Below are 20,517 nucleotides of genomic sequence, written 5' to 3' on the forward strand. Positions count from 1 at the left end.
CTGCACGTGCTGCCAGGTGGGTTTCATCGCATCCGTCACTATGGGCTGCTTGCCAATCCGGTGCGACGGCAGAACTTGGCGAGCATACGTGCGTTGCTGCACGCCCCAGCAGTCACTGACGCCAGCGATGACACCTCTGCGGATACCAGAGCGCCGACCTTTGTCTGCAAACACTGCGGCGCCCCGATGATCATCATCGAGATCTTCCCGCGCACCCATCCGATTCGCGCGCCGCCGGCATTCCGAGGCAGCGTATGAGCGTAAATGACCAGGATCTTCATTCCGACCGTCGGCTCTTCGGCAACGAGCGCCAGCAGGAGACACTCGCGTCTGCCGCTCCAGGCAGCCCCTGGCGCCGCTCGCGGCGTCGTCACATCATTTCGGGCGACACCTTCGAAACCGCCTTCGACACCATCCCGACCCAGGTTCGCTTCAGCATCCGGTGGCAAGGCTGACGGTGAGCTTGCTTTATTCCCCATAGCCGCTCAAGGTTCCGGCCGCATCGGTTCACTCCGCGGTTTCCTCCCTCGAGCCTTGTCCAACGCCTGCCCGCATGCGTCGCCGTGCACTCATGGGCTGCGGACAAGGGCAGGCATCGAACAACGCTTAACGAAAGCCGCCGTTCGTGGGAGCGTCCCCCCCCGCGTTGTCGCGAACAGCCGCTACCGACAAATCCGCTACCTGCATTCCAACTATGCTTGCCGTTGTGTTTTTCAATCACACCGCCATGCCTCTTGCGGGCGCGACAGACGTGGAAAGCCGAATCATATGTGCAAAAAGGCAGCGATAGACACGCCGATGCCCACAGCTCCTGAGCAGGCCGCCAGGACGAAGAGCTTTCGACTGCCTGTCAACGACGTAACCGCAGCTAGCGAAATAGCCACATTGATTAGCGCGAGCGCCTGACCAAACATGTGCTGCGGATGCTCCTTGTACCCCGATTGCAGGTTTGCTTCGGCTACCTGCTGTTCCATCTCATGCGCCTTCGCTGAAATATCTTTCTTTCGGTTCTCGTACTTGCTGATCTGATCGCGATAGTACCCCTGCTTTTCGGGCCCGGATAACCCGGCAGCGATCTCCATCATGTGACCTTTACTGGATTCGGCCTGGTAAAGATTCCATTCATCGCTGGTCTTGCTTTGCAGCAGCACGGCCTCGTTCTTGAATAATAAGGCCTGCGTCTGCAGCACCCCCTCTTCATAATGCAAAAGACCCGCGATGGCAGCAAGAATCGCAGTGAAAACGGCTACCCAACGTGATAGAGGATCGCCTGCACGCGCTGCGTGTTCGATGGTTTCTTCATGGGGGGCATGTTCGTGCGACACGTTTTACTCTCCGTTTTGAAATAAAAAAAGGCCCGCCTGAGCTGGCGGGCCGAATCCATATGCCGAGGAAGTACATGGAGGAGACGGGATAAGCATAGATCCTGGCCGTCCCATACGCACTGCGGCGCAACGTCTCACCTGACCTGTTTCCCGTTGCCCCGGTTGGCCATCGACAGGTGTCGAGTGCAACGCCAAGGTATGGCCGATCCTCTGCCGGCCGACGCGAGACTGACGAACGTCATTAGATGCGGTCGAGGTAGGTCCGATGCGTCCGGCAACACACGGCCAGACTGGGCCGTTCGCCCGCGCAATTGGACACGCATTCGAACGTCGGTCTATCGGCGAAGCGGCCCTTCATTCGCCACGCTGGCTGTCGCCTCGTCGGCCATCCCGGAAGTTCGGATTAAGCCGAGGCCGGTCATTCTGCGCCAGTCACAAGCCTGGGCCCCGCTGGGCAGAAGCCATTGTCATAGGGGGCTGGGTTCGGTCCGTTGGCGTGCTGCATCCGTGCGAACGGTTGCCGTCGATGCAGGTTGGCGCACTGGACCCGGAGGGTCGTTCGCCGTGTACTCGACAAAGCCGTCTTGCCGGCAGAAGCTCAAGAGACGCATGCGGGCACGTTGAGCGATGGCGATCGCGAGCGAGGTCGGCGCCGATATCGTGGCAAGCAATGCAATGTTCATTCGTGCCGTCTTGCGCACCAGCTCGTAGCTCGCCCGGCTCGACAGAAAGACGAAGCCGTCCTCCATGTCTTCCTGGCGGAGAGCGAGACCGCCGATCAGCTTGTCGAGCGCGTTGTGGCGACCCACGTCCTCGAACACTTCGACGATGGAGCCGTCGGGCTTGCACCATGCCGCAGCGTGGATTCCTCCTGTCTCGCGCATGAGGATCTGCCGGTCCGGTAGTTCGCGTGCGGCTGATTCGATCGCCGAAGGCGATACGTCGGCGGCACCGTTTCGACGTGCGATCTTCTGCGGTTGCAGATCCAGCAATTCGATGCTTTCGATCCCGCATACGCCGCAGCCGGTACGGCCGGCGAGGGCGCGCCGCTTGCCCTTTAATTGCTGGAACGCCGGTTGTGCAATCGTCAGCTGCACCTCTGCGCTGTCGGCGTGCATGAAGACTTCGAGATCGTAGATGTCGGCGGCGCGCTCGACGATGCCTTCGGTCAGCGCAAAGCCCACCGCGAACGCTTCGAGATCGAGCGGGGTCGCCATCATGACCGCGTGCGAAATGCCGTTGAAGACAAGCGCAACCGGGAATTCCTCGACGACTCGATCCGTCACAACCGTCGACACGCCTCGCCGGCGGCGAACGATCGGGCGCGAAACGCTTCCTGTATGTTCGTTGGCTAGATCGCAGGACATCTTTTCTCCTTCGGGGCAGTGGAGTGCGGGGCGTCGCGCTTGAGCCGGCCCGCGTTCCGTATGAAGCATCGTAGGCAAGCGGTGAGCGACCGGAGGCTACGAAGCGGGCCGCATCGGCAAGCTACAGAATGGCGGCCGCACGATGCAGCCCGCACTTACGTCAGTCGGTAGCGCCGGTCCGGCTTCGCTTCGGCAGGAAGCGCTTCGTCGCAAAGTTCGAGCAGCGAGCGCTCGATATTGCGGGTCATCGCGTCGAGCGCCAGGTTGTTCGGCGCAAGGCCGAAGGGTTCGGATACTTCGCTTGCGATCGCCTCGAGCGCAATCAGCGTGTACGACACGAACACGGAGATGAGCGGGGTTGCGGTGCCGATCGAATCGACCAGGCCGAACGGCAGCAGCAGGCAGTAGGCGTACACGGTGCGATGAAGTAGCACGCCGTACGGGTAGGGGATCGGCGTCGACGCGATTCGCTCGCAGCCGCCGACCATCGTTCCCAGTTCGTTTAGCTGGTTGTCGAACATCCACCCCTGCGTGTCGGAGATCGCCCCGCGCCGCTGCAACCTGCTCACCGTATGCCGGACCTCGTTCAGGAGCGCCGTGGGACGATAGTGTTTTGCCCGCAGCACACGGGCTCCCTCGGCGCCGATGTAACGCAGAAGATCGGGCGTCGGATCGGTCTTGCGCAGTTGATGCTTGAGTGCATAGACGAAGCCGATGAGCCCGCGCACGAACTCGGTCCGGCCGATTTCCCGCGCATCGTCCGGAACGTAGCAAAGCGCTTGCGACGTCAAATTGCGCGCCGAGATGAGGATATTCCCCCACAGGCGCCGGGCCTCCCAGAAACGGTCGTAGCTCGCGTTGTTCCGAAATGCGAGGAAGATCGTGAGCGCCACACCGCACAGCGTGAACGGCGTGGTGTTGAGCGGAATATTCGCACCGAACCTGTACCCGTGGGCGATGACCGCCAGTACCCCCACCAGCGCGAGGACGGCCAGTTGCGGAATGATCGATTGAAGTACCGATCCGTTCCACACGAACAGCATGCGGAACCAGTTATGCGGGGGCCGGACGATCACTTCGCGCTCCAGTGTCTGGCGGTGTAAGGCTATCGATCAATGGTGGACCGGAATGACCTTGCCGCGGAACAGGTGGTACTGGTACAGGTTGTAGCCGATCATGATCGGCATCACGGTGCCGATGCCGATCAGCATGAAGATCAGCGTCGTGCTGTTCGACGCGGCAGACGCGATGCTCAACTGTCCCGGCACGATATCCGGGAAGAGGCTGACAGCGAGGCCGGCGAACGATGCGACGAACAGGACCATCGACGCATTGAACGGCCCGTGCTCGCCGCTCATATACACCGAATAGAGCACGTAGCAGAACGCCAGCGCCGCGACGATCGCGAGAGCGATCAGCACATGGAGCACGCCGGCTTGCGCCCAACGCTCGGCGCCGATCGGGCTCACTATCAGCGTGCCGATCGAGATCACGATGGCGGCGGCAACGGTTGTGACGACCGCGATCATCGAGTAGCGCCGTGCGGCCGCTTGCAGCCGGCCATTGGTCTTCTTCACGAGCCACGTTGCGCCTAGCAGCGCATAGCCTGAGACGACGCCGATTGCGGTCATCGCGACGAATCCCGCGTGAAGGCCGCCCGGCAACATGCCGGTGATGACCTTGCCGAGAATTACACCCTGGCACCCCGCGGTAAGCAGGCTGCCGACGCCGAACACGCGGTCCCATATGGGTCGCGTGCCGGTCGCGGCGTGACGGAATTCGATCGCGGCGCCGCGCATGATCAGGCTCGCGATCAGCACCATCACAGGCACGTACAGGTCAGACAGCAACATCGCGTACGCAGCCGGGAATGCGCCGAAGAGGGCGCCCCCGAGCACGACGAGCCACGTTTCGTTGGCGTCCCAGACGTGCCCGATCGACTGGATCATCAGGTTTCGGTCGGATTCCTTCGAACGGAAGAGACTCAGGATGCCGACACCGAGGTCGAAGCCGTCGGTGATCACATAGAGCACGAGCATCAGCCCGATCAGGCCAAACCACGTATGGCTTAGCAAACTTTCAGTAGTGACTGGATTCATGTTCGGTAACCTTTCTCGATGAACTTGAACGGAGGCGTTGTCGGCTTAGTGTTCGACCGTGGCGTGCGCGACGGACTGATGCGACAGCTCAGCCGCGGGCTGCAGCGTGACGTCGGGTCCGTTCTTCAGCCAGCGGCGCGCGAAGTAGAAGAACGACGAGAGCAGAATCACGTAGAAGACGGCGAACATCACCATGCTGCCGGTAATCGCAATGGGAGAGATGGCGGAGGCCGCGTGTTCGGTGCGGAGCAATCCGTACACAACCCATGGCTGGCGACCGACTTCGCGCACGATCCAGCCGCATTCGACCGCGATATACGGCAGCGGAATGGCCAGCACCCATGCGAGCAGCAGCTTGCGTTGCGCGAGCAGCGCATCGAGGCGGCCGCGCGCCTTGCGCAATGCAAATGCCGTCCAGAAAGCAAGGACCATGAAGAGGAAGCCGATGCCCGCCATCGCGCGGAACGTGTAATAGAGGAGCGGCAGCAGCGGCGGCTGGTCGGCGACCGGAATGTCCGCGAGGCCCTTAACCTGACCATGCAGGCTGTGCGTACCGAGGACGCTCAGGAGGCCGGGGACTTCGATCGACCAGTCGTTGCGTTGTTTCGCCTTATCGGGCCATGCGAGCAGCGACCAGGAAGCGCCAGTGCCGGGGGCGTTGGTTTCCCAGTGACCTTCGATCGCCGCGCCCTTGGCGGGCTGGGTTGCGAAGACGTCGACGCCGCTCGAGTCCCCGAGCCAGATTTGCACCGGCGCGATGAACACGAGCAACACCAGCGCGAGCTTGAACGAACGCACGAAGAACTCGGGGTTGCGGCGCTTCAGCAGGTAGTAGGCTGAAAGGCCGGCGACCACCACGAGGCCGGTTTCGAGCGCGGCGAACCACATGTGCGACACGCCCCAGACCATGTCCGGGTTGAAGATGGCCTTCACATAGTCGGTCACGACGACTTTGCCGTCGACGACCGCGACGCCGGCCGGCGTCTGCATCCACGAGTTGGTGACCATGATCCAGAACGCGGAGATCGACGATCCGAGGGCGACCATCGAGGTGGCGAACAGATGCACGCCCTTCGGCACGCGCCCCCAGCCGAGCATCATGATGCCGACGAAGCCCGCCTCGAGCATGAAGGCCATCGCGCCCTCGAAGCCGAGGATGTTGCCGACGAACTGGCCAGTGAATTGCGAAAACGGCCCCCAGTTGGTGCCGAACTGAAATTCCATCGGAATGCCGCTCACGACGCCGACGGCAAAATTCAGAACAAGCAGCTTGCTCCAGAAGCGCGCATGGCGATACCACACGACCTCACTCGTGCGCACCCAAAGAATTTCGACGACGAGCAGAAAGGCCGACAGACTGATCGTGAGAATCGGCCACAGGATGTGGAAGATGGCGGTCATTGCGAACTGGCCGCGCGCGAGATGTAAGGCTTCGAGTGGCATGTCGGTCACCAGGGGTAAAGTGGAAATCAGGTGAGCGCGCCGGCCGGCGCGCTGCTTAATTCATGGGGCGGTGGCCTCACGCTGCGGCGCTTACGGCCGGCGGCGTGGACCGGTGCAGCAGCACCGGGACCGACTTCGAGGTCGGCGTGTTGCACACGTCGCCGACGCTCGAGAGCGGGACGAGCGGGTTCGTCTCCGGGTAGTACGACCCGATGCAGCCACGCGGAATGTCGTACTCGACGAGCAGGAACGAGTCGGCCCGCCGTTCGATGCCGTCGTCCCACACGGTCGTCATGTCGACCCAATCGCCTGCTTTGAAGCCGAGCATTTCCAGGTCCCTGGGGTTCACGAACACGACACGGCGTTGCCCGAACACGCCGCGGTAGCGGTCGTCGAGCGCGTAGATCGTGGTGTTGTACTGGTCGTGCGAACGGGTCGTCATCAGCGTCATCACGCGTTCGCCGTGCAGCTTCTTCGCGCGGCGGATCGGGGTGTCCTCCTCGATCTGATGGACGACGAAGTTTGCCTTGCCGGTAGGGGTCTGCCAGTCGCGCTCGCGGGAGGCGACGCGCAGGCGAAAGCCGCCCGGATGGGCGATCCGTTCGTTGTAGCGTTCGAAGTCGTCGAGAACGCTCTCGATCGCGTCCCGCACGCGCGCATAATCTTTTGCGTAGCCGAGCCAGTCGACTTTCGAGCTTCCGAGCGTCGCGTTCGCAATGTGCGCGACGATCGCGGGTTCCGACATCAGGTTCTTCGATGCCGGGATGTTCATGCCGTAGGAGACGTGGACCATGCTCATCGAGTCTTCGACAGTCACGCCTTGCGACACGCCGCCCTGGATGTCGATTTCGGTGCGACCGAGGGTCGGCAGGATGAGCGCGTCCTTGCCGTGCACGAGATGGCTGCGGTTGAGCTTGGTGGTGATATGGACGGTCAGGTCGCAGGCGCGCAGCGCATCCCATGTGCGCGGCGTGTCCGGCGTCGCGATCGAGAAGTTGCCGCCGAGGCCGAGGAACACCTTCACATGGCCTTCGAGCATCGCTTCGATCGTTTCGACGACGTCGTAGCCGTGCTCGCGCGGCGGCTCGAAATCGAACACCTTGCCGAGGCGGTCGAGGAATGCCTGCGACGGCTGCTCTTCGATGCCGACCGTGCGGTTGCCCTGCACGTTCGAGTGGCCGCGAACCGGGCACAGGCCCGCGCCTTCACGACCGATGTTGCCGCGCATCATCATCAGGTTCGACAGCATGTGCACGGTCGCAACCGAGTTCTTGTGCTGCGTGAGGCCCATGCCCCAGGTTGCGATCACGCGCTTGCCGTTGACGTAGATGCACGCGAGGCCTTCGATGTCTTCGCGGGGCACACCCGATTCGGCTTCGAGTGCGGTCCAGCTGGCGGCGCGCAGATCGGTTGCGAAGGCTTCGAAGCCGGACGTGTGCTGCTCGATGAACGGCACGTCGAGAACGCGCTCGGTGCCCTGCGCGCGCGCCTCGTCATCGAGTTCGAGCACGCGCTTCGCGACGCCTTTGAGTAGAGCGAAATCGCCGGCAAGTTTCGGCTGGATGAAGGTCGAGGCGATTTTCGTGCTCGACATCGTCAGCATTTCCACGGGGTGCTGGGGACTTGAGAAACGCTCGAGCCCGCGTTCGCGCAACGGATTGATCGACACGATGGTGGCACCGCGTCTGGCGCATTCGCGCAGCTCGCCGAGCATGCGCGGGTGGTTCGTCGCGGGATTCTGGCCGAAGATCAGCAGCGTATCGGCGAGTTCGAAATCGTCAAGCGTGACCGTGCCCTTGCCGATGCCCACCGTGGTGGGCAGGCCGCGGCTCGTCGCCTCGTGACACATGTTCGAGCAATCCGGGAAATTGTTGGTGCCGTACATGCGCACAAACAGCTGATACAGGAACGCGGCTTCGTTGCTCGCGCGGCCCGACGTGTAGAACGCTGCCTGGTCCGGGTTGCCGAGCGAATTCAGGTGCTTCGCGATGAGCCGGAACGCGCCGTCCCAGGAGATCGGCTGGTACTTGTCGGAGAGCGCGTTATAGACCATCGGGTCGCTCAACCGGCCATGCTGTTCGAGTTCGTAATCGGTCTGCTTCATCAGCGTTCCGACCGTGTACTCGTCGAAGAACGCGGGCGTCGCGCGCTTGCTGGTTGCCTCAGCGGCAACCGCTTTCACACCGTTCTCGCAGAACTCGAAGGTCGAAGTATGTTGGCGGTCGGGCCACGCACAGCCGGGACAATCGAAACCGTCAGGCTGATTCTGCTTGAAAAGGGTCTTGTAGTTGCCGCCTGCAACCTTCTCCTTGATCAGGTTGATGGCAACGTACTTCAGTGCGCCCCAGCCGGCGGCCGGGTGATGATAGGGCTCGATGCGACCCTGCGGCTTGGATTTTTCCATGACGTCACTCCGTAGACTTTACGCTTTGCTTGCGTCCTGGAGTCGGGCGTATCGCGTGGCGCGTGCAGTGACTGAAGGTTAAGAGTCTTCGACCATGCGCAGAGCGCACAAATTTGTGGTGATGAAAAGAGTACAGTTCAGGTACGACGCCGTGCCCCGGAAACTGTGCCCTGGAAGAGTACAGTTGACCGCTAAACGGGAGGTCGCGACGCAGCCCGCGCTGGAATGGAACGTCGGGCCAACTGGAGAGAGTCGGTGAAGTTATACGAGAGGTTGGCGAAGGACATCGAAGGCCAGGTCCGGCGCGGCGTGTTTCGCCACGGCGATCGCATCCCGTCGGTCAGGCAGACGAGCCAGCATCACAAGCTCAGCATGACGACGGTGATCCACGCGTATTTGCTGCTCGAAAGCAAGGGCATCATCGAAAGCCGCCCGCAATCCGGGTATTTCGTTCGTCTCACGCCGGCCAGCGCAGGCAACGAGGCTGCGAATGAGCTGCTCACTTCGAAGCCGATCGCGGTGTCCGCGCAGGTGGACGTGAGCCGGCTCGTGCTGTCGACGCTGCGCTCGATCGGCGCCGAGTCGGCAACGCCGCTGGGCTCGCCTTACCCCGACCCGAAGCTGTTCCCGTTCGACAGGATCAACCGCTACGCGTACAACATTGCGCGCCGCAAGACGCAATGGGGCGTGACCGACGAACTGCCGCCGGGCAACCCGCAATTGATCCGACAAATCGCGCGCCGGTACCTTGAGAACGGCCTGTCGGTGGATCCCAACGAGATTGTGGTGACGCTCGGCGCAACCGAGGCCATCAACCTCTGCTTACAGGCGGTCGGGAAACCGGGTGATACGGTGGCCGTCGAGTCGCCGACGTTCTACGCGATGCTGCACGCGATCGAGCGGATGGGGATGCGCGCGATCGAAGTCGCGACGCATCCTCATGAAGGAATCGATATTGGCGCGCTGTCCCGGCTTCTCGACACGCGCCGGATCGCCGCGTGCATGGTCATGCCGAATTTCCAGAATCCCCTCGGGTTCCAGATGCCGGACGAGAGAAAGCGCGAGCTGGTCGATCTGCTGGAGCGGCACGACGTGCCGGCTATCGAAAACGACGTCTACAACGAACTGTACTTCGGCAACGCGCATCCCACTCCCCTCAAGTTGTACGATACGAAAGGGCTGGTACTGCACTGCGCATCGTTTACAAAGAGCCTGACGTCCGCGTACCGGATTGGTTGGGCGATCCCGGGTCGTTACCGGGACCAGGTCGAAAAGCTCAAGTTCCTCAACACACTGACGACGCCGTCAATCCAGCAGCTCGCGATCGCCGAATACCTGGAGAAGGACGGCTACGAGCATCACTTGCGCCGCGTACGCAAGGTGTATGCGCAGCAAGCGAACCTCATGGCCGCGACCGTCAGGCGGTTTTTCCCCGAAGGCACGCGCACGTCGCACCCAATGGGTGGGTACGTGCTGTGGGTCGAGCTGCCGCCAGACGTGGACTCGATGAAGCTCTACCAGCTCGCGCTGGAACAAGGCATTACGATCGGGCCGGGCTATATGTTCTCCACGACGAACAGCTATCGCAATTTCATCCGGCTCAATTACAGCTATACGTGGTCGCCGGAAATCGAAAAGGCGCTGATCACAGTCGGCAAGCTCGTCGGCGTGTGCATGCGCTAAGCGTCGACATGTGCGCGCGGCCTTATGCCGGCGCTGTCAAGTCGACGCGGCTGGCCTGAGCGTCGGTGCAGCTCCAGATGAGGTCCGGTCGTGCCTGATCCGCTGCGCGATCGTATCGGGGATCATGTGCCGTCATTCTGTTTGGCGCGCGATAGGAGGTATGCGCCGAGGACAAGGGTCGCGGCACTGTTCACGAACCCGAGCGTGCGTTAGGCGCTAACGGATACTTCGATCGGTACCCGCGTATGAGGCGAGTCGATATCAGCCGCCCGTCACCGGCGGAAAGAATGCCACTTCACAACCGTCCGCCAGTTCGAAACTTCCCGCGCGCATCACATGATCGACCGCCGCTCGAACGGGACGCCCCGTTGCGAGCGCTTCGCGAAGCCCCGAACTGCGTTGCGCCAGCAGCGTGCGCAAGCTGTCCACGGTCGGGGTAGCGCTCGCGCCCGCGTTTAGCGTGACCATTTCGTGCGTCTGTCCGGTTGCTTCGCGGATGCTTGCGAAATACTTGACTTCAATCTTCATGTTCGACGCCTAAGCAATGTGTCTGGATGCCGCCTAGCCCCCCACGAGGGACATGCGCACGGTCGGATAGACCTTCTTTGAACCGACTCGCGCGCACACGCCGCGCAGTTCCGAATATCGGTCGTCACGGTCTCGCCAGCGGGCGAGGATTTCGCGCGCAAGGGCTTCAGGCGCAAGGGCTTCGCCGAGCCACGGCTTGACATCGAGCGATCCCGTTGCGAACAGGCACGTGAACATCTTGCCGTCGGAGGAGACGCGCGCGCGCGTGCAGTCTCCACAAAACGGCTGTGACACGCTGGAGATGAATCCGACGCTTCCGGCACCGTCCGCATACTCGAAGTTGCGTGCGGTGTCGTTCGCCCGTTGCGTGAGCAGAGGTTGAAGTGCGAACTCGCTTTCTATCAGGCGCCGTGCATCGTCGGAGGTGAAAACGTTTTTTCTTGCCCACGACGCGGCACCGCCAACGTCCATGAACTCGATAAAGCGGACGACGACGCCCGTGTTTCGAAAGTACCGGGCGATCGGCAAGATCTGGCTCTCGTTCACGCCCCTCTCGACAACGGTGTTGACTTTTACCGGTGACAGGCCTGCCGCCGCTGCCGCGTGAATGCCTTCCAGGACCCGCGCAACCGGGAAGCGGACGTCGTTCATCCTTTGAAATATGGCATCGTCGAGACTGTCGAGACTGACGGTCACGCGCCGCAGACCGGCATCGCGCAGCGAGCGGGCCTTTGCTGCAAGCAACGAACCATTCGTCGTGAGCGCGATTTCGACGTCCTTGCCTTCGGGCGTACGAAGGCAAGCAAGTCTGTCGATCAGCAATTCGAGATTCTTGCGCAGCAGCGGTTCGCCACCCGTAATGCGGATTTTATCGACGCCGAGCCTGACGAACGCCTTGGCCAGGAATGTCATCTGGTCGAACGAAAGACGCGATGCCGAACGAAGGAACGGATAGTCCTTCGTGAACACTTCCTTCGGCATGCAATACGTGCAGCGGAAGTTGCACTGATCGATGACCGACAGCCGCAAGTCTTTTAGGGGTCGCCCCAGTTTGTCCGTGCATTCGGACAGCAGTGGCGTCGATTCGGCTTCTCCCGACGCGATGGGATGTGCTCCATGGGCGCTGCGTAATGCGTAGTGGATGTTGCTCACGTCGACCTCTGTGTGCTTCATGGCAAAGCGTGGTTGTTTCCGCATGCGCGGCATGCGGTGCGGCGCCGAATTCCGGCCGCTCGACCGATTCATGCGGCAAAGGATAGGGCGAAACCAGCGCACCGAACGAGTACAGTCGTTCGCCCATTGCAGGAGCACAACACGACATCACCGCGGAGACGACGCCGCCCGGCGCGAACATATGCATGTTTTATTGCCGCGAATCGCGCCTGCAAGTCGCTCGAACGCAGTCCATGCGTTATGCAGCAACTCCTTGGCGCTGATCGGTTTTACCAGCTTGATACATTCGTTCGATGGCCGCTTTCCGTAACGTCGGCCGTCTCTTTGGGGGGTGTTCACTGCGGTTATTTGAGGTCAAAGCAGCGGTTCGCTCGACTACTCGTCGGTTGCCGGCCGAGAAGTTGCGGACTGGCTAGAAGCCATGAACGGCCGTTGTACCTTGGAAGCTGCCGTTGATTAGGTACATGCTTGAAGGGCGGTTTAGGGTCGACAAGAGGCGTTCGTGGTTCGGGTCGAGACAAATTACCGGCCATTGCGTTGCCGCCTGCATCAACTGGCGCACTCGGTCAACTTGCCTGTCAATTCGACGGCAGCATCGCTGCATGACGAGGCGAGAAATACCGGAGCGTTTGCGCCGGTTGCCTCCGGCTCACAGACAGCGAAGGCGCCGTGGAAACGGTCAGCCGGTGCCGACAGCCCGCGGCAGTCAGCGGCGGGCGAAGTCGTCAGGTGTCAACTCGATGTGCGGTGCCGGGTGCGCAAGCAGCTTCCGTTCCGCCATCGCCCGAATGCGGGCGTACCCATCCCGGAAGCACTTCACGATCCGGGCCTCGCTGGCCCCCGGTTCAGGCCAGAAATGGACTTCGAGTGTCGCGATCGAGATCACGCATTCTGCCGCGCTGCTCTGGCGTGAGATGTCGAACGCCACGCCGCGGCGGTTTGCGAGCACTTGGGTTTGACTTCAACGGCTTCCATGGCGGTCAGGGACAAAGCTATCGGCAGTCTGGACAGGATTTTTGCATACGTGACGCAGGTCTGGGTACCGGAGTACCGGGCTGTCCGCGGGCGCCCGCGGCGAGGCGCGGGTCGACACACAGGTGTGCCCCGTCGTCACCCGTCGATGCGGTGCTTTTCTTCCGTCTCGCGATGGCGTTGGTCGTCAGATGTGTGCAGGTAGGGATTGGTGCTCGTCAGCGACGCATGACGCAGGTTGTCGCGCACGGTCCGCAGATCGGTGCCGCCGTCGGCCATATGCGATCCGGCGGTGTGGCGCAGCCAGTGCGCGGAGGCCTGTTCGAGCACATCCGCCTGCCCCGCGAACCCGTCGCCGCGCAGCCGGAGTCGCCCGGCGGCACCTGCAAAAATATCCTTGACAATGGCGTGTAGCGCCGCGCGCGTCAGCGGCTTCATGGATTTGCCCAGCGGCAGCACGAGTGGGGTGTCCTCGTGCCTGGCGGGCAGGACGGACAGGCCGCGCTCGCGCCGGTAACGGCCAAGCTCCACCATCATTTCCGCTGAGGCGGGCACGAGCCCCTCCTTGTCGCCCTTGCCCAGCACTTCGAGCCACCAGCGCTCGTGACCGTCGGCATCGCGCCGGCAGAAGAAGCCGCCCATCGTGTTGCCGCCCGCCTCCGAGATGCGCAGGCCACCGAGATAGAGCAGCGTGAACAGCCACCGCGCGCGCAGGTAGCGCTCCCGCTCGCGCGGCGAATCTTTCGGCAGGCTGTCGATATGGAGCTTCACTTCCTGCCACAACTCACGGTCGAGATAGCGTGTGATGCGTGGCTTTGAACGGCGCGCGCGCTGGCGCGACAGCGATAGCGGGTTGCCGGCCAGATAGCCGGCTTCGACCAGCCATGCGAACAGTGCGTTGATGATCACCATGGCCTGGTACTGGCTGCTCGGCCGCAGCGTCCTGTAGAACGGTCGCCAGCGCGGGTCATGGCGCGGATATTTGCGTCCGTCGTCGGCGACCCAGCGCGCGTGCGGCTGTGGGTCTTTCAGGAATTGCCGGAATAGCTGCAGGTCCTCGTGCGTGAGCGACGACAGCGGCTTGCCCAGTTGCACGATCGCCCACAGCAGCAGCCGTTCAGCTTCCTTGCGGTAATTCTCGAAGGTCGTTTTCCTGTCGGCGACCCGCGCGAGCCATGCGCGCACCGCAGCCAGGTCGTCGCGAGCAGCGATCTGCGCGTGTCCGCGCGCGCGGTTCGTGCCGTCGCGGCCGTCGAGACCGGGGGGCAGCTGAAGCACGTCGAGGGGGCGCGGTGCAATCAGGGCGGTTTTCATGGGCCTTGGGACAGGTGCGGGCGGGATCCGGGTGTCACGCGATATGGTCGCACTCCCGCTGTTGAATTTCAACATTATAGGATTAATGTCAAAATTATGGCTTAGTTGAATAAGGTATTAGATGGTTTACGTTGTACTATTCATTGAATATATTAAAACCGGCCTCGATGCCCGACATTCAACCCGATGAAGTCCGCCTTGCCGCCGAAATCGACCGGCTGAAGGCCGAATTTCCGAAGACGCGCGAGCTCTACCGCGAGGTCTGCGCGCTGCTGTTCTTCCGTCACGGCATCACGCCGACCGCCAACCGGCTGTACCAGCTGGTCAAGCGGGGGAGCATGAGCACGCCCACGCAGGTGCTGGGGGAGTTCTGGACCGAACTGCGCGACAAGAGCCGGGTGCGCATCGAGCATCCTGATCTGCCGGCCGATCTCGGCGCGGCCGCCGGCGAACTGGTCGCCACCCTCTGGACCCGCGCGACCGCATCAGCCGGGACCGCGCTCGACGCGCTGCGCGACGAGGTCGGGGCGCAGCGCGCGCAGGCGCAGCAGGCGGTCGTCGCCGCCCGCGACGAACTGGCTCGCGTCGAGACGGCGCTCGAGCAGCGCACCGCCGCGCTACTCGCTGCGCAGGTCGAAGTCCGCGAATTGGACAGGGCGCAGGCGGAAGGGCATGCGCAGCGCCAGGCGCTCGAGGGAGAGCTGGCCCGCGTCAGTGCGGCGCTGGCTGCGCGCGATCGCGAACTTGAGGCGGTGAGGGAAGGGTTTTCGCGCGACCTGGAAAAGCAGCGTGAAGCGGCTGAACGCGCGGCAGATCGGCTCCGTGCGACCGAGAAGCGCGCCCTGCTGGAGATTGACCGCGAGCGAAATACCGCAACGAAGCTGCAGAAGGAGCTCGACGACGCCACACGCCGGGCGGACCGGAAGGACGACGACCACCGCCGTGCATCTGAAACCATGCAGGCGCAACTGGGCGACGTACGTCATCAGGCGGGCGTGCTGCAGGGGCGGCTGGATGCCGTTCAGGCGGAGAACCGGCGGCTGCAGGCGGAGATGATGGCGCTGCGGGAAGCGGAAACGCGTGCGCGGGAAGCCATGCAGTCGGGCGCCCCTGCTGCAGTCCGGAAGACATCACGATCTATCCGTTCGTCCCGCGCCGTGCCGACCGCCAAACCAGCAACGCGTCGCAAAAAAGCGGTATAAACGCTAAGGTACTTGCCACCAGGGAAATGGGCTGCATGGCTGATATCTACCTGCTCGCCGGACTGACGCTTCCACAGGGCGCCGCGCATGAGTCCCTGCCTGGGACCGTGACGCGCTTCATGTCGGATTGCTGGCACGGCATGAGTCGCACGCAGATGATTGCCCGCGCGAAACGACGGGGGCTGCGCCTGTCGTTCCGTGCAACGGCGCCATGTCCGTGCGGCCAAACCGGCGTGTTCGAGCTGCGCTTCAGCGATGGCGCAGGCGAATGCCTCATGCTCGCGCGGCTACAGCGGGTTGGTGGTGGGAATCGGCGTGCCCGCCGGACCGATGTATCCCGACCACCGGCGCGCGATCCCCGACAGACCAAGTTGTTCTGACGGGACGGCCCCGGTTGCCGCGCAGCGCGCCGCTCGCTATGTTCCCACCCTCAACGGATCAGGAGTGACGAAGTGCGGCGCGTGACGGTCAGAAAATCATCGGTTCATGGGCGGGGCGTGTTCGCGCTACAGGCGATTCCAGCCGGCCAGCGGATCCTCGAATACCGCGGGGAGGTGACGTCGTGGCGGCGGGCCTCTGCCCGGCACCGGCGGTCCGGAATGCACGGCCACACGTTCATTTTCGGACTGGCTGACGGGCGTGTGATCGACGGCAGCGTTGGGGGCAACAGCGCCCGCTGGTTGAACCATTCCTGCAAGCCGAACTGTGAGGCGATCGAGGACGGGGGGGGACGGGGGGGGACGGGTTTTCATCGAGACGCTCAAAGACGTGATGCCGGGCGACGAGCTTTGTATCGCCTATGGACTTACTATCGATGACGCGATTACGCCCGAACTGATCGCTGACTATGCCTGTCGCTGTGGGGCGAAGAGGTGTAGCGGATCGATGCTGGCCCCGGCGAGCGGATAACAAGCGCGCCCCTGACAGACGCATCCAGCTTTTCCTTCGAAATGGTTCGCCGAAGGAAGATCCGTCAAGCTGTGCGTCGTCCCGTCCCGTCCCGTCCCGTCCCGTCGCGCGCAGCTGCTATCGTCATCTGTGCAAGGCCGGCACGCCTTGCCAGCCCCCCGTCGACGGAGTAGGATTAAATCCTGTCAGCCCTTGAGAGCGCCATGCGTACCACACAGCAGTTCAGCATTACCCTGCCCAACGAGATGGCCGAGCTCATCCGCACCAAGGTCGCCAGCGGCGAATATGCTTCTGAAAGCGAGGTGATCCGCGACGGGCTACGCACCCTCGCGGCTCGCGACAGGGCCATCGAGGCCTGGCTGCGCGACGAGGTGGTGCCTGCGGCCGAAGCGTTGCGCGCGGAGCCCGCGCGCGCGCTCACGCCCGAGCAGGTGCGCGCTCACCTGGCGAAGAAGCGCTCGGGCGCCGCATGAACTACCGGGTGCAGTTTGCCCCGGAAGCGCTGAACCAGCTTGAAGACATAGAACGGTTCATCAGTGAAGCGGGTTCTCCCGTCACGGCGGCCCAATATGTCGACGCCATCATGAGTTTCTGCCTGCGCCTGCAGACGTTCCCTGAGCGCGGCGTCCCGCGCGACGATCTGTTGCCTGGCCTGCGCGTGACCCACTACCGGCAGCGTGCCGTGATTGCTTACCTTGTGGATCCTGAGGTGGTGTCAATCGTTGGCGTGTTCTACGGCGGACAGGCCTGGGAACCGTCTTTCGCGGACCCGACGGAACACGACCACTGATGACGTCCCCCCACCGTGGTCACCGACGCGAACGGTTCGGCGCGCAATGGTCGAGTCAGTCGATGAGCACGACAGGAAATTGAGAAGCACGGTCAAATGGATTAATCTCGTCAGCCTGACTGAACAACTGTTCTGGATCCGACGGATGCAGCTCGACATTTTCAACGACAGCCGCGACGTGATGCTGCGCAATGACGTCCTGTCAGCGTTGCAGCGGTACGATGCCGCGGGCGCGCGGCGCGCGCTGCAGGCCCTTGCGAACGAGTATCCGGACGATGTCGCCCAGGTGTATTTCGGTTCGATCGTCAATGCTCTCGAGGGTCGATCGACGGTACCGTTTGACCGTCACGAAGCCGCCCTGCAGGCTCGCCAGGCGCTATCTCATGAAGTCCAGCCCGCAGTCGCGCATGTGTTCCCGAGGCAGGGCGGGGCGACCTGGCTCGCACCGCTCTGGGCAGAACTGGCCGGGCGCGCCGCTGCGCTGCCTTTCCGTGCGGACCACGCGGATGCGCACGCGGCGCCGCTCTTCCTGCTTGCTGCGCGGTGGGCCGGGGCCTCCGATGCGACATCGCGCATCGCGTCCTGGCGACGGATTCCAGCGCCGCTTTGCTGGATGACGGAGGCACGTTACCGGCTCGATGGCCTGGAGGCGGCCTGGCCATTGGTGGTGGAGCTTGCGTGGCTTTCGCCATCCCGGTTTGACCAGCTTTTGAGCCGGCTTGGCGATGCGTGCGTCAATACGTTGCGGCGCAACTTCGATACGTCGTTCGACGGCGCCGGCGACACTGACGATCTCGCATGGTTTCCGGCGTGGGTTACTCTCGGAAAAGGCTGGCCTCGCGCCGCTGTTCAAACAGGCAGAGCCTTCGCGACCCAATGCGCCCGAGCGGGCGGCGAAGGTGATGCTCGAGTTACTCGGTCTGGAGCGTCAGGGCCGGCACCACGAACTGCTGGAAACCCGGCGCGAACTGCAGGCGCTCAACACGGCGCTGTACGCCGCCTATATGAAGACGCGCTGAGCTGGCACCCCGGAGCATGACACGCACAACCTCTCACAAATGGGCGTTCGCCACGCGGTTCAGGCGTGGCGCCTTCGGCTGGAAATCCGCGTTGCCGATCCAGCGTCTGAAAGAAGCGCTGGCGGAGATCCGGCAGATCGCCCGTGCCGATCCTGTTCTCGCCGCGGACGGTGCGGTCGCTTTGCTCGAAAAGCTTTCGCCCGCGCTTGAACACGTAGACAGCTCGTCGGGCGCAATTGGCACCGCCGTGAATCGCGCAATCGACTCGCTTGTGCCGGTCATTGCCGGGGTGGACGTGCCCGCTCCGGTCCGGATGCGTTGGCTGGAACGCCTGTTTGACGCGCTCCAGGATGACCCGATGCCGTATATCGAACAGCTGGGCGATCGCTGGGGTGACCTGTGTACGTCGCCCGACATCGCGTCCTTATGGGCAGACAGGTTGTTGCCGGTGACAGCGCGCGTGATGGGCGCTGAAGGTCCGGGCGAGCATTTCGCGGGTACCACCGCCTGCCTCAGCGCTCTGAATGCCGCCCGCCGCCATGAGGAACTACTTGCTCTCGTGAATGGCGCGCGCCTGAACTGGTGGGGGTATCGCCAGTACGGGGTGGATGCACTGATCGCATTAAATCGTTCGGCTGAAGCACTGCGTTACGCGGAAGCGTCGAGGGGGCTGAACGCGCCCACTGCCGCCATCGCCTGCAAATGCGAAGCGATCCTTCTGTCGTCGGGCATGATGGACGAGGCCTATCGGCGCTACGCGATCGAGGCCAATCAGGCCACCACGCATCTCGCGACATTCCGTGCCATCGCGAAAAAATATCCGGACCGGAGCCCGGACATCATCCTCCACGATCTGATGGCGAGCAGTCCCGGCGCCGAGGGGAAATGGTTCGTCGCCGCGAAGGACGCCGGCCTGCTCGATCTGGCGGCGTCGCTCGCGATGCGCGGCCCCACCGACCCGCGAACCCTGACGCGAGCCGCACGCGATTTCGTGCAGCGCAAGCCTGAATTCGCGGTGGCCTGTGGCACGGCAGCGCTGCACTGGATGGCCGCAGGCTTCGGTTACGAAATCACGGGGAGCGATGTGCTGGATGCCTACGGCGCGCTGGCGGATGCGGCCCTTGCTTCCGGCATGGAACGTGACCAGCTCAACAGACGTCTGCGGGAGCAGTTTGCGGCCATTCCGGGGCATTCGTTCGTCGCTACGGTGCTGGCGCATCATTGGGTCGCATAACGTCTCGATGCATCCCGGTCACGGGATGGACGGTTTTTGCACGGCCCGAGCCCCGGCGTGTTGTCATCAACGGGTCCCTCCCGGTCGCGTGGGACGGGCGCCCGTTTTGCCGCCGATGACTGAACCGAAGCGCAACGCGGCTGGAAATGGCAGTTTTACGACAGGCAGAAGTCAGCACAGGACTTGCATCATGGATGAGTACAACCCCGGGTGTGCGCCCGAACCTGAATCATGGCTCGAACTCGACGAACAGGGGCGAATTGCTCTCATCGAAACGTATCACCGGGTCGCCCGGATCAAGCTTCCCAACGTCAGGGCACACGCTGCACTACACGCGATCGTCGAAAACCAGATCGCGCTGAACCTTGAGCCCGTGGTCCGCGCGATGCATCGCCTCGGGAAAGAAGGGCTTACGCGACACGATGCTATTCACGCGATCGGCTCAGTCGTCGCGGAGCATCTGCTGGATATTTTGAAGACGGATCAGAACGACGATGCTGCGACTTCGCAGGCGCGTTATTACGCGGCGGCGGAGCGGTTGACCGCCGCAAGCTGGCGCAGAGGTGAACACTGATGCCGATATCATCGAAACTTCAGCCGTGGTTTGAAGCGAGGCAGCGTTTCAGATTGAGCCATGCTCATATCCAGATGGCGCGCGAACTGGGATTGAATCCCCGAAAATTCGGGTCACTGGCTAACGGGCAGGAACCGTGGAAGCGCCCCCTGCCGGAATTTATCGCGCATTGTTATCACAAGCGCTTTGGTCGTACTACGCCAGTACACGTGCAATCTCTGGAGGACGTCGTGACGCGTGCGGAAGGGCGGCGCAGCGAGCGGCGGGCAAGAAAAACGAACTGAGCGGTTCCGCCGAGAGGGCCGCAACTGTAGCGATGACGGATCGCGCGAAAAGTTGCCGGGCCTCTGCACACGTGGCGGTGAATAGGGTACGAACGAATGGACATGACGACCGTCTGGGTGGGCGACGTCTGGGCGGCGACAATGACTACGTCCGGTGTAGCGACATTCATCTTGTCCGGCGTGTTGCCTCACGGAAA

The 20,517-nt window shown here is 62.8% G+C and carries 22 protein-coding genes; 12 read left to right on the forward strand and 10 right to left on the reverse strand.

What is annotated here, in order from left to right; translation table 11 throughout:
- Positions 1-258: transposase (locus PQR02_RS35930; protein ID WP_408242634.1), on the forward strand; the 258-nt coding region annotated here is incomplete at its 5' end.
- Positions 255-455, forward strand: a complete 201-nt coding sequence (locus PQR02_RS35935; RefSeq protein WP_408242635.1) for a hypothetical protein — start codon at positions 255-257, stop codon at positions 453-455. The genes PQR02_RS35930 and PQR02_RS35935, both read left to right, overlap by 4 nt.
- 309 nt (positions 456-764) lie before the next feature.
- Here PQR02_RS35935 and PQR02_RS35940 read toward each other — a convergent pair whose 3' ends face one another.
- The 6 genes from PQR02_RS35940 to PQR02_RS35965 form a co-directional block, all read right to left on the reverse strand.
- A complete protein-coding gene (locus PQR02_RS35940) occupies positions 765-1,325 on the reverse strand; it encodes a DUF4337 domain-containing protein (RefSeq protein ID WP_408242636.1) in 561 nt (186 codons plus the stop codon).
- A gap of 467 nt (positions 1,326-1,792) precedes the next feature.
- Positions 1,793-2,692 (reverse strand): formate dehydrogenase accessory sulfurtransferase FdhD, encoded by a 900-nt coding sequence (gene fdhD / locus PQR02_RS35945; RefSeq protein ID WP_408242637.1) that lies wholly within the window; start codon positions 2,690-2,692, stop codon positions 1,793-1,795.
- 155 nt (positions 2,693-2,847) lie between these two features.
- On the reverse strand, positions 2,848-3,768 hold the full coding sequence (locus PQR02_RS35950) for a bestrophin family protein (protein WP_408242638.1): 921 nt from the start codon (positions 3,766-3,768) through the stop codon (positions 2,848-2,850).
- Between the two features lie 36 nt (positions 3,769-3,804).
- Positions 3,805-4,791 (reverse strand): cytochrome d ubiquinol oxidase subunit II, encoded by a 987-nt coding sequence (locus PQR02_RS35955; protein ID WP_408242639.1) that lies wholly within the window; start codon positions 4,789-4,791, stop codon positions 3,805-3,807.
- 45 nt (positions 4,792-4,836) lie between these two features.
- Complete coding sequence (locus tag PQR02_RS35960) at positions 4,837-6,234, reverse strand: cytochrome ubiquinol oxidase subunit I (protein ID WP_408242640.1); 1,398 nt, start codon at positions 6,232-6,234, stop codon at positions 4,837-4,839.
- A gap of 76 nt (positions 6,235-6,310) precedes the next feature.
- On the reverse strand, positions 6,311-8,638 hold the full coding sequence (locus PQR02_RS35965) for an FdhF/YdeP family oxidoreductase (RefSeq protein ID WP_408242641.1): 2,328 nt from the start codon (positions 8,636-8,638) through the stop codon (positions 6,311-6,313).
- Positions 8,639-8,893: 255 nt separating this feature from the next.
- On the opposite strand from PQR02_RS35965, the gene PQR02_RS35970 reads away from it, so the two are divergent.
- Positions 8,894-10,321 (forward strand): aminotransferase-like domain-containing protein, encoded by a 1,428-nt coding sequence (locus PQR02_RS35970; RefSeq protein ID WP_408242642.1) that lies wholly within the window; start codon positions 8,894-8,896, stop codon positions 10,319-10,321.
- 261 nt (positions 10,322-10,582) lie between these two features.
- Here PQR02_RS35970 and PQR02_RS35975 read toward each other — a convergent pair whose 3' ends face one another.
- The 4 genes from PQR02_RS35975 to PQR02_RS35990 all read right to left on the reverse strand — a co-directional run bounded on the left by PQR02_RS35975 (position 10,583) and on the right by PQR02_RS35990 (position 14,308).
- Positions 10,583-10,849 carry a MoaD/ThiS family protein gene (locus PQR02_RS35975; RefSeq protein ID WP_408242643.1) on the reverse strand — a complete coding sequence of 89 codons (267 nt, stop codon included), beginning with the start codon at positions 10,847-10,849 and terminating at the stop codon, positions 10,583-10,585.
- Between the two features lie 33 nt (positions 10,850-10,882).
- Positions 10,883-12,022, reverse strand: coding sequence for a GTP 3',8-cyclase MoaA (gene moaA / locus PQR02_RS35980; RefSeq protein ID WP_408242644.1), 1,140 nt, complete (start codon positions 12,020-12,022; stop codon positions 10,883-10,885).
- Positions 12,023-12,728: 706 nt separating this feature from the next.
- Positions 12,729-12,971 (reverse strand): DUF1488 family protein, encoded by a 243-nt coding sequence (locus PQR02_RS35985; RefSeq protein ID WP_408242645.1) that lies wholly within the window; start codon positions 12,969-12,971, stop codon positions 12,729-12,731.
- A 161-nt stretch (positions 12,972-13,132) separates the two neighbouring features.
- Positions 13,133-14,308 carry a tyrosine-type recombinase/integrase gene (locus PQR02_RS35990; RefSeq protein WP_408242646.1) on the reverse strand — a complete coding sequence of 392 codons (1,176 nt, stop codon included), beginning with the start codon at positions 14,306-14,308 and terminating at the stop codon, positions 13,133-13,135.
- Between the two features lie 167 nt (positions 14,309-14,475).
- Here PQR02_RS35990 and PQR02_RS35995 point away from each other — a divergent pair, with 167 nt between their 5' ends.
- From PQR02_RS35995 to PQR02_RS36035, 9 genes are all read left to right on the forward strand, one after another.
- Positions 14,476-15,510 carry a DNA-binding protein gene (locus PQR02_RS35995; protein WP_408242647.1) on the forward strand — a complete coding sequence of 345 codons (1,035 nt, stop codon included), beginning with the start codon at positions 14,476-14,478 and terminating at the stop codon, positions 15,508-15,510.
- Positions 15,511-15,545: 35 nt separating this feature from the next.
- Positions 15,546-15,890 carry a hypothetical protein gene (locus tag PQR02_RS36000; RefSeq protein WP_408242648.1) on the forward strand — a complete coding sequence of 115 codons (345 nt, stop codon included), beginning with the start codon at positions 15,546-15,548 and terminating at the stop codon, positions 15,888-15,890.
- A gap of 117 nt (positions 15,891-16,007) precedes the next feature.
- Positions 16,008-16,328, forward strand: a complete 321-nt coding sequence (locus tag PQR02_RS36005; RefSeq protein ID WP_408242654.1) for an SET domain-containing protein — start codon at positions 16,008-16,010, stop codon at positions 16,326-16,328.
- A gap of 294 nt (positions 16,329-16,622) precedes the next feature.
- Entirely contained in the window at positions 16,623-16,892 is a 270-nt protein-coding gene (locus PQR02_RS36010) for a type II toxin-antitoxin system ParD family antitoxin (RefSeq protein WP_088176933.1), read from the forward strand.
- Positions 16,889-17,209, forward strand: a complete 321-nt coding sequence (locus PQR02_RS36015; protein WP_408242649.1) for a type II toxin-antitoxin system RelE/ParE family toxin — start codon at positions 16,889-16,891, stop codon at positions 17,207-17,209. Before PQR02_RS36010 ends, PQR02_RS36015 begins: the two co-directional genes overlap by 4 nt.
- A 46-nt stretch (positions 17,210-17,255) precedes the next feature.
- Complete coding sequence (locus PQR02_RS36020; RefSeq protein WP_408242650.1) at positions 17,256-18,248, forward strand: hypothetical protein; 993 nt, start codon at positions 17,256-17,258, stop codon at positions 18,246-18,248.
- Positions 18,245-19,462, forward strand: coding sequence for a hypothetical protein (locus tag PQR02_RS36025; protein WP_408242651.1), 1,218 nt, complete (start codon positions 18,245-18,247; stop codon positions 19,460-19,462). The genes PQR02_RS36020 and PQR02_RS36025 overlap by 4 nt, the downstream gene beginning before the upstream one ends.
- Positions 19,463-19,652: 190 nt before the next feature.
- On the forward strand, positions 19,653-20,036 hold the full coding sequence (locus tag PQR02_RS36030; RefSeq protein WP_408242652.1) for a hypothetical protein: 384 nt from the start codon (positions 19,653-19,655) through the stop codon (positions 20,034-20,036).
- Entirely contained in the window at positions 20,036-20,320 is a 285-nt protein-coding gene (locus PQR02_RS36035; protein WP_408242653.1) for a hypothetical protein, read from the forward strand. Before PQR02_RS36030 ends, PQR02_RS36035 begins: the two co-directional genes overlap by 1 nt.
- The last annotated feature ends 197 nt before the right edge of the window (positions 20,321-20,517 follow it).

It is taken from the genome of Paraburkholderia sediminicola, assembly GCF_046026895.1.
GTDB lineage: Bacteria > Pseudomonadota > Gammaproteobacteria > Burkholderiales > Burkholderiaceae > Paraburkholderia > Paraburkholderia sediminicola_C.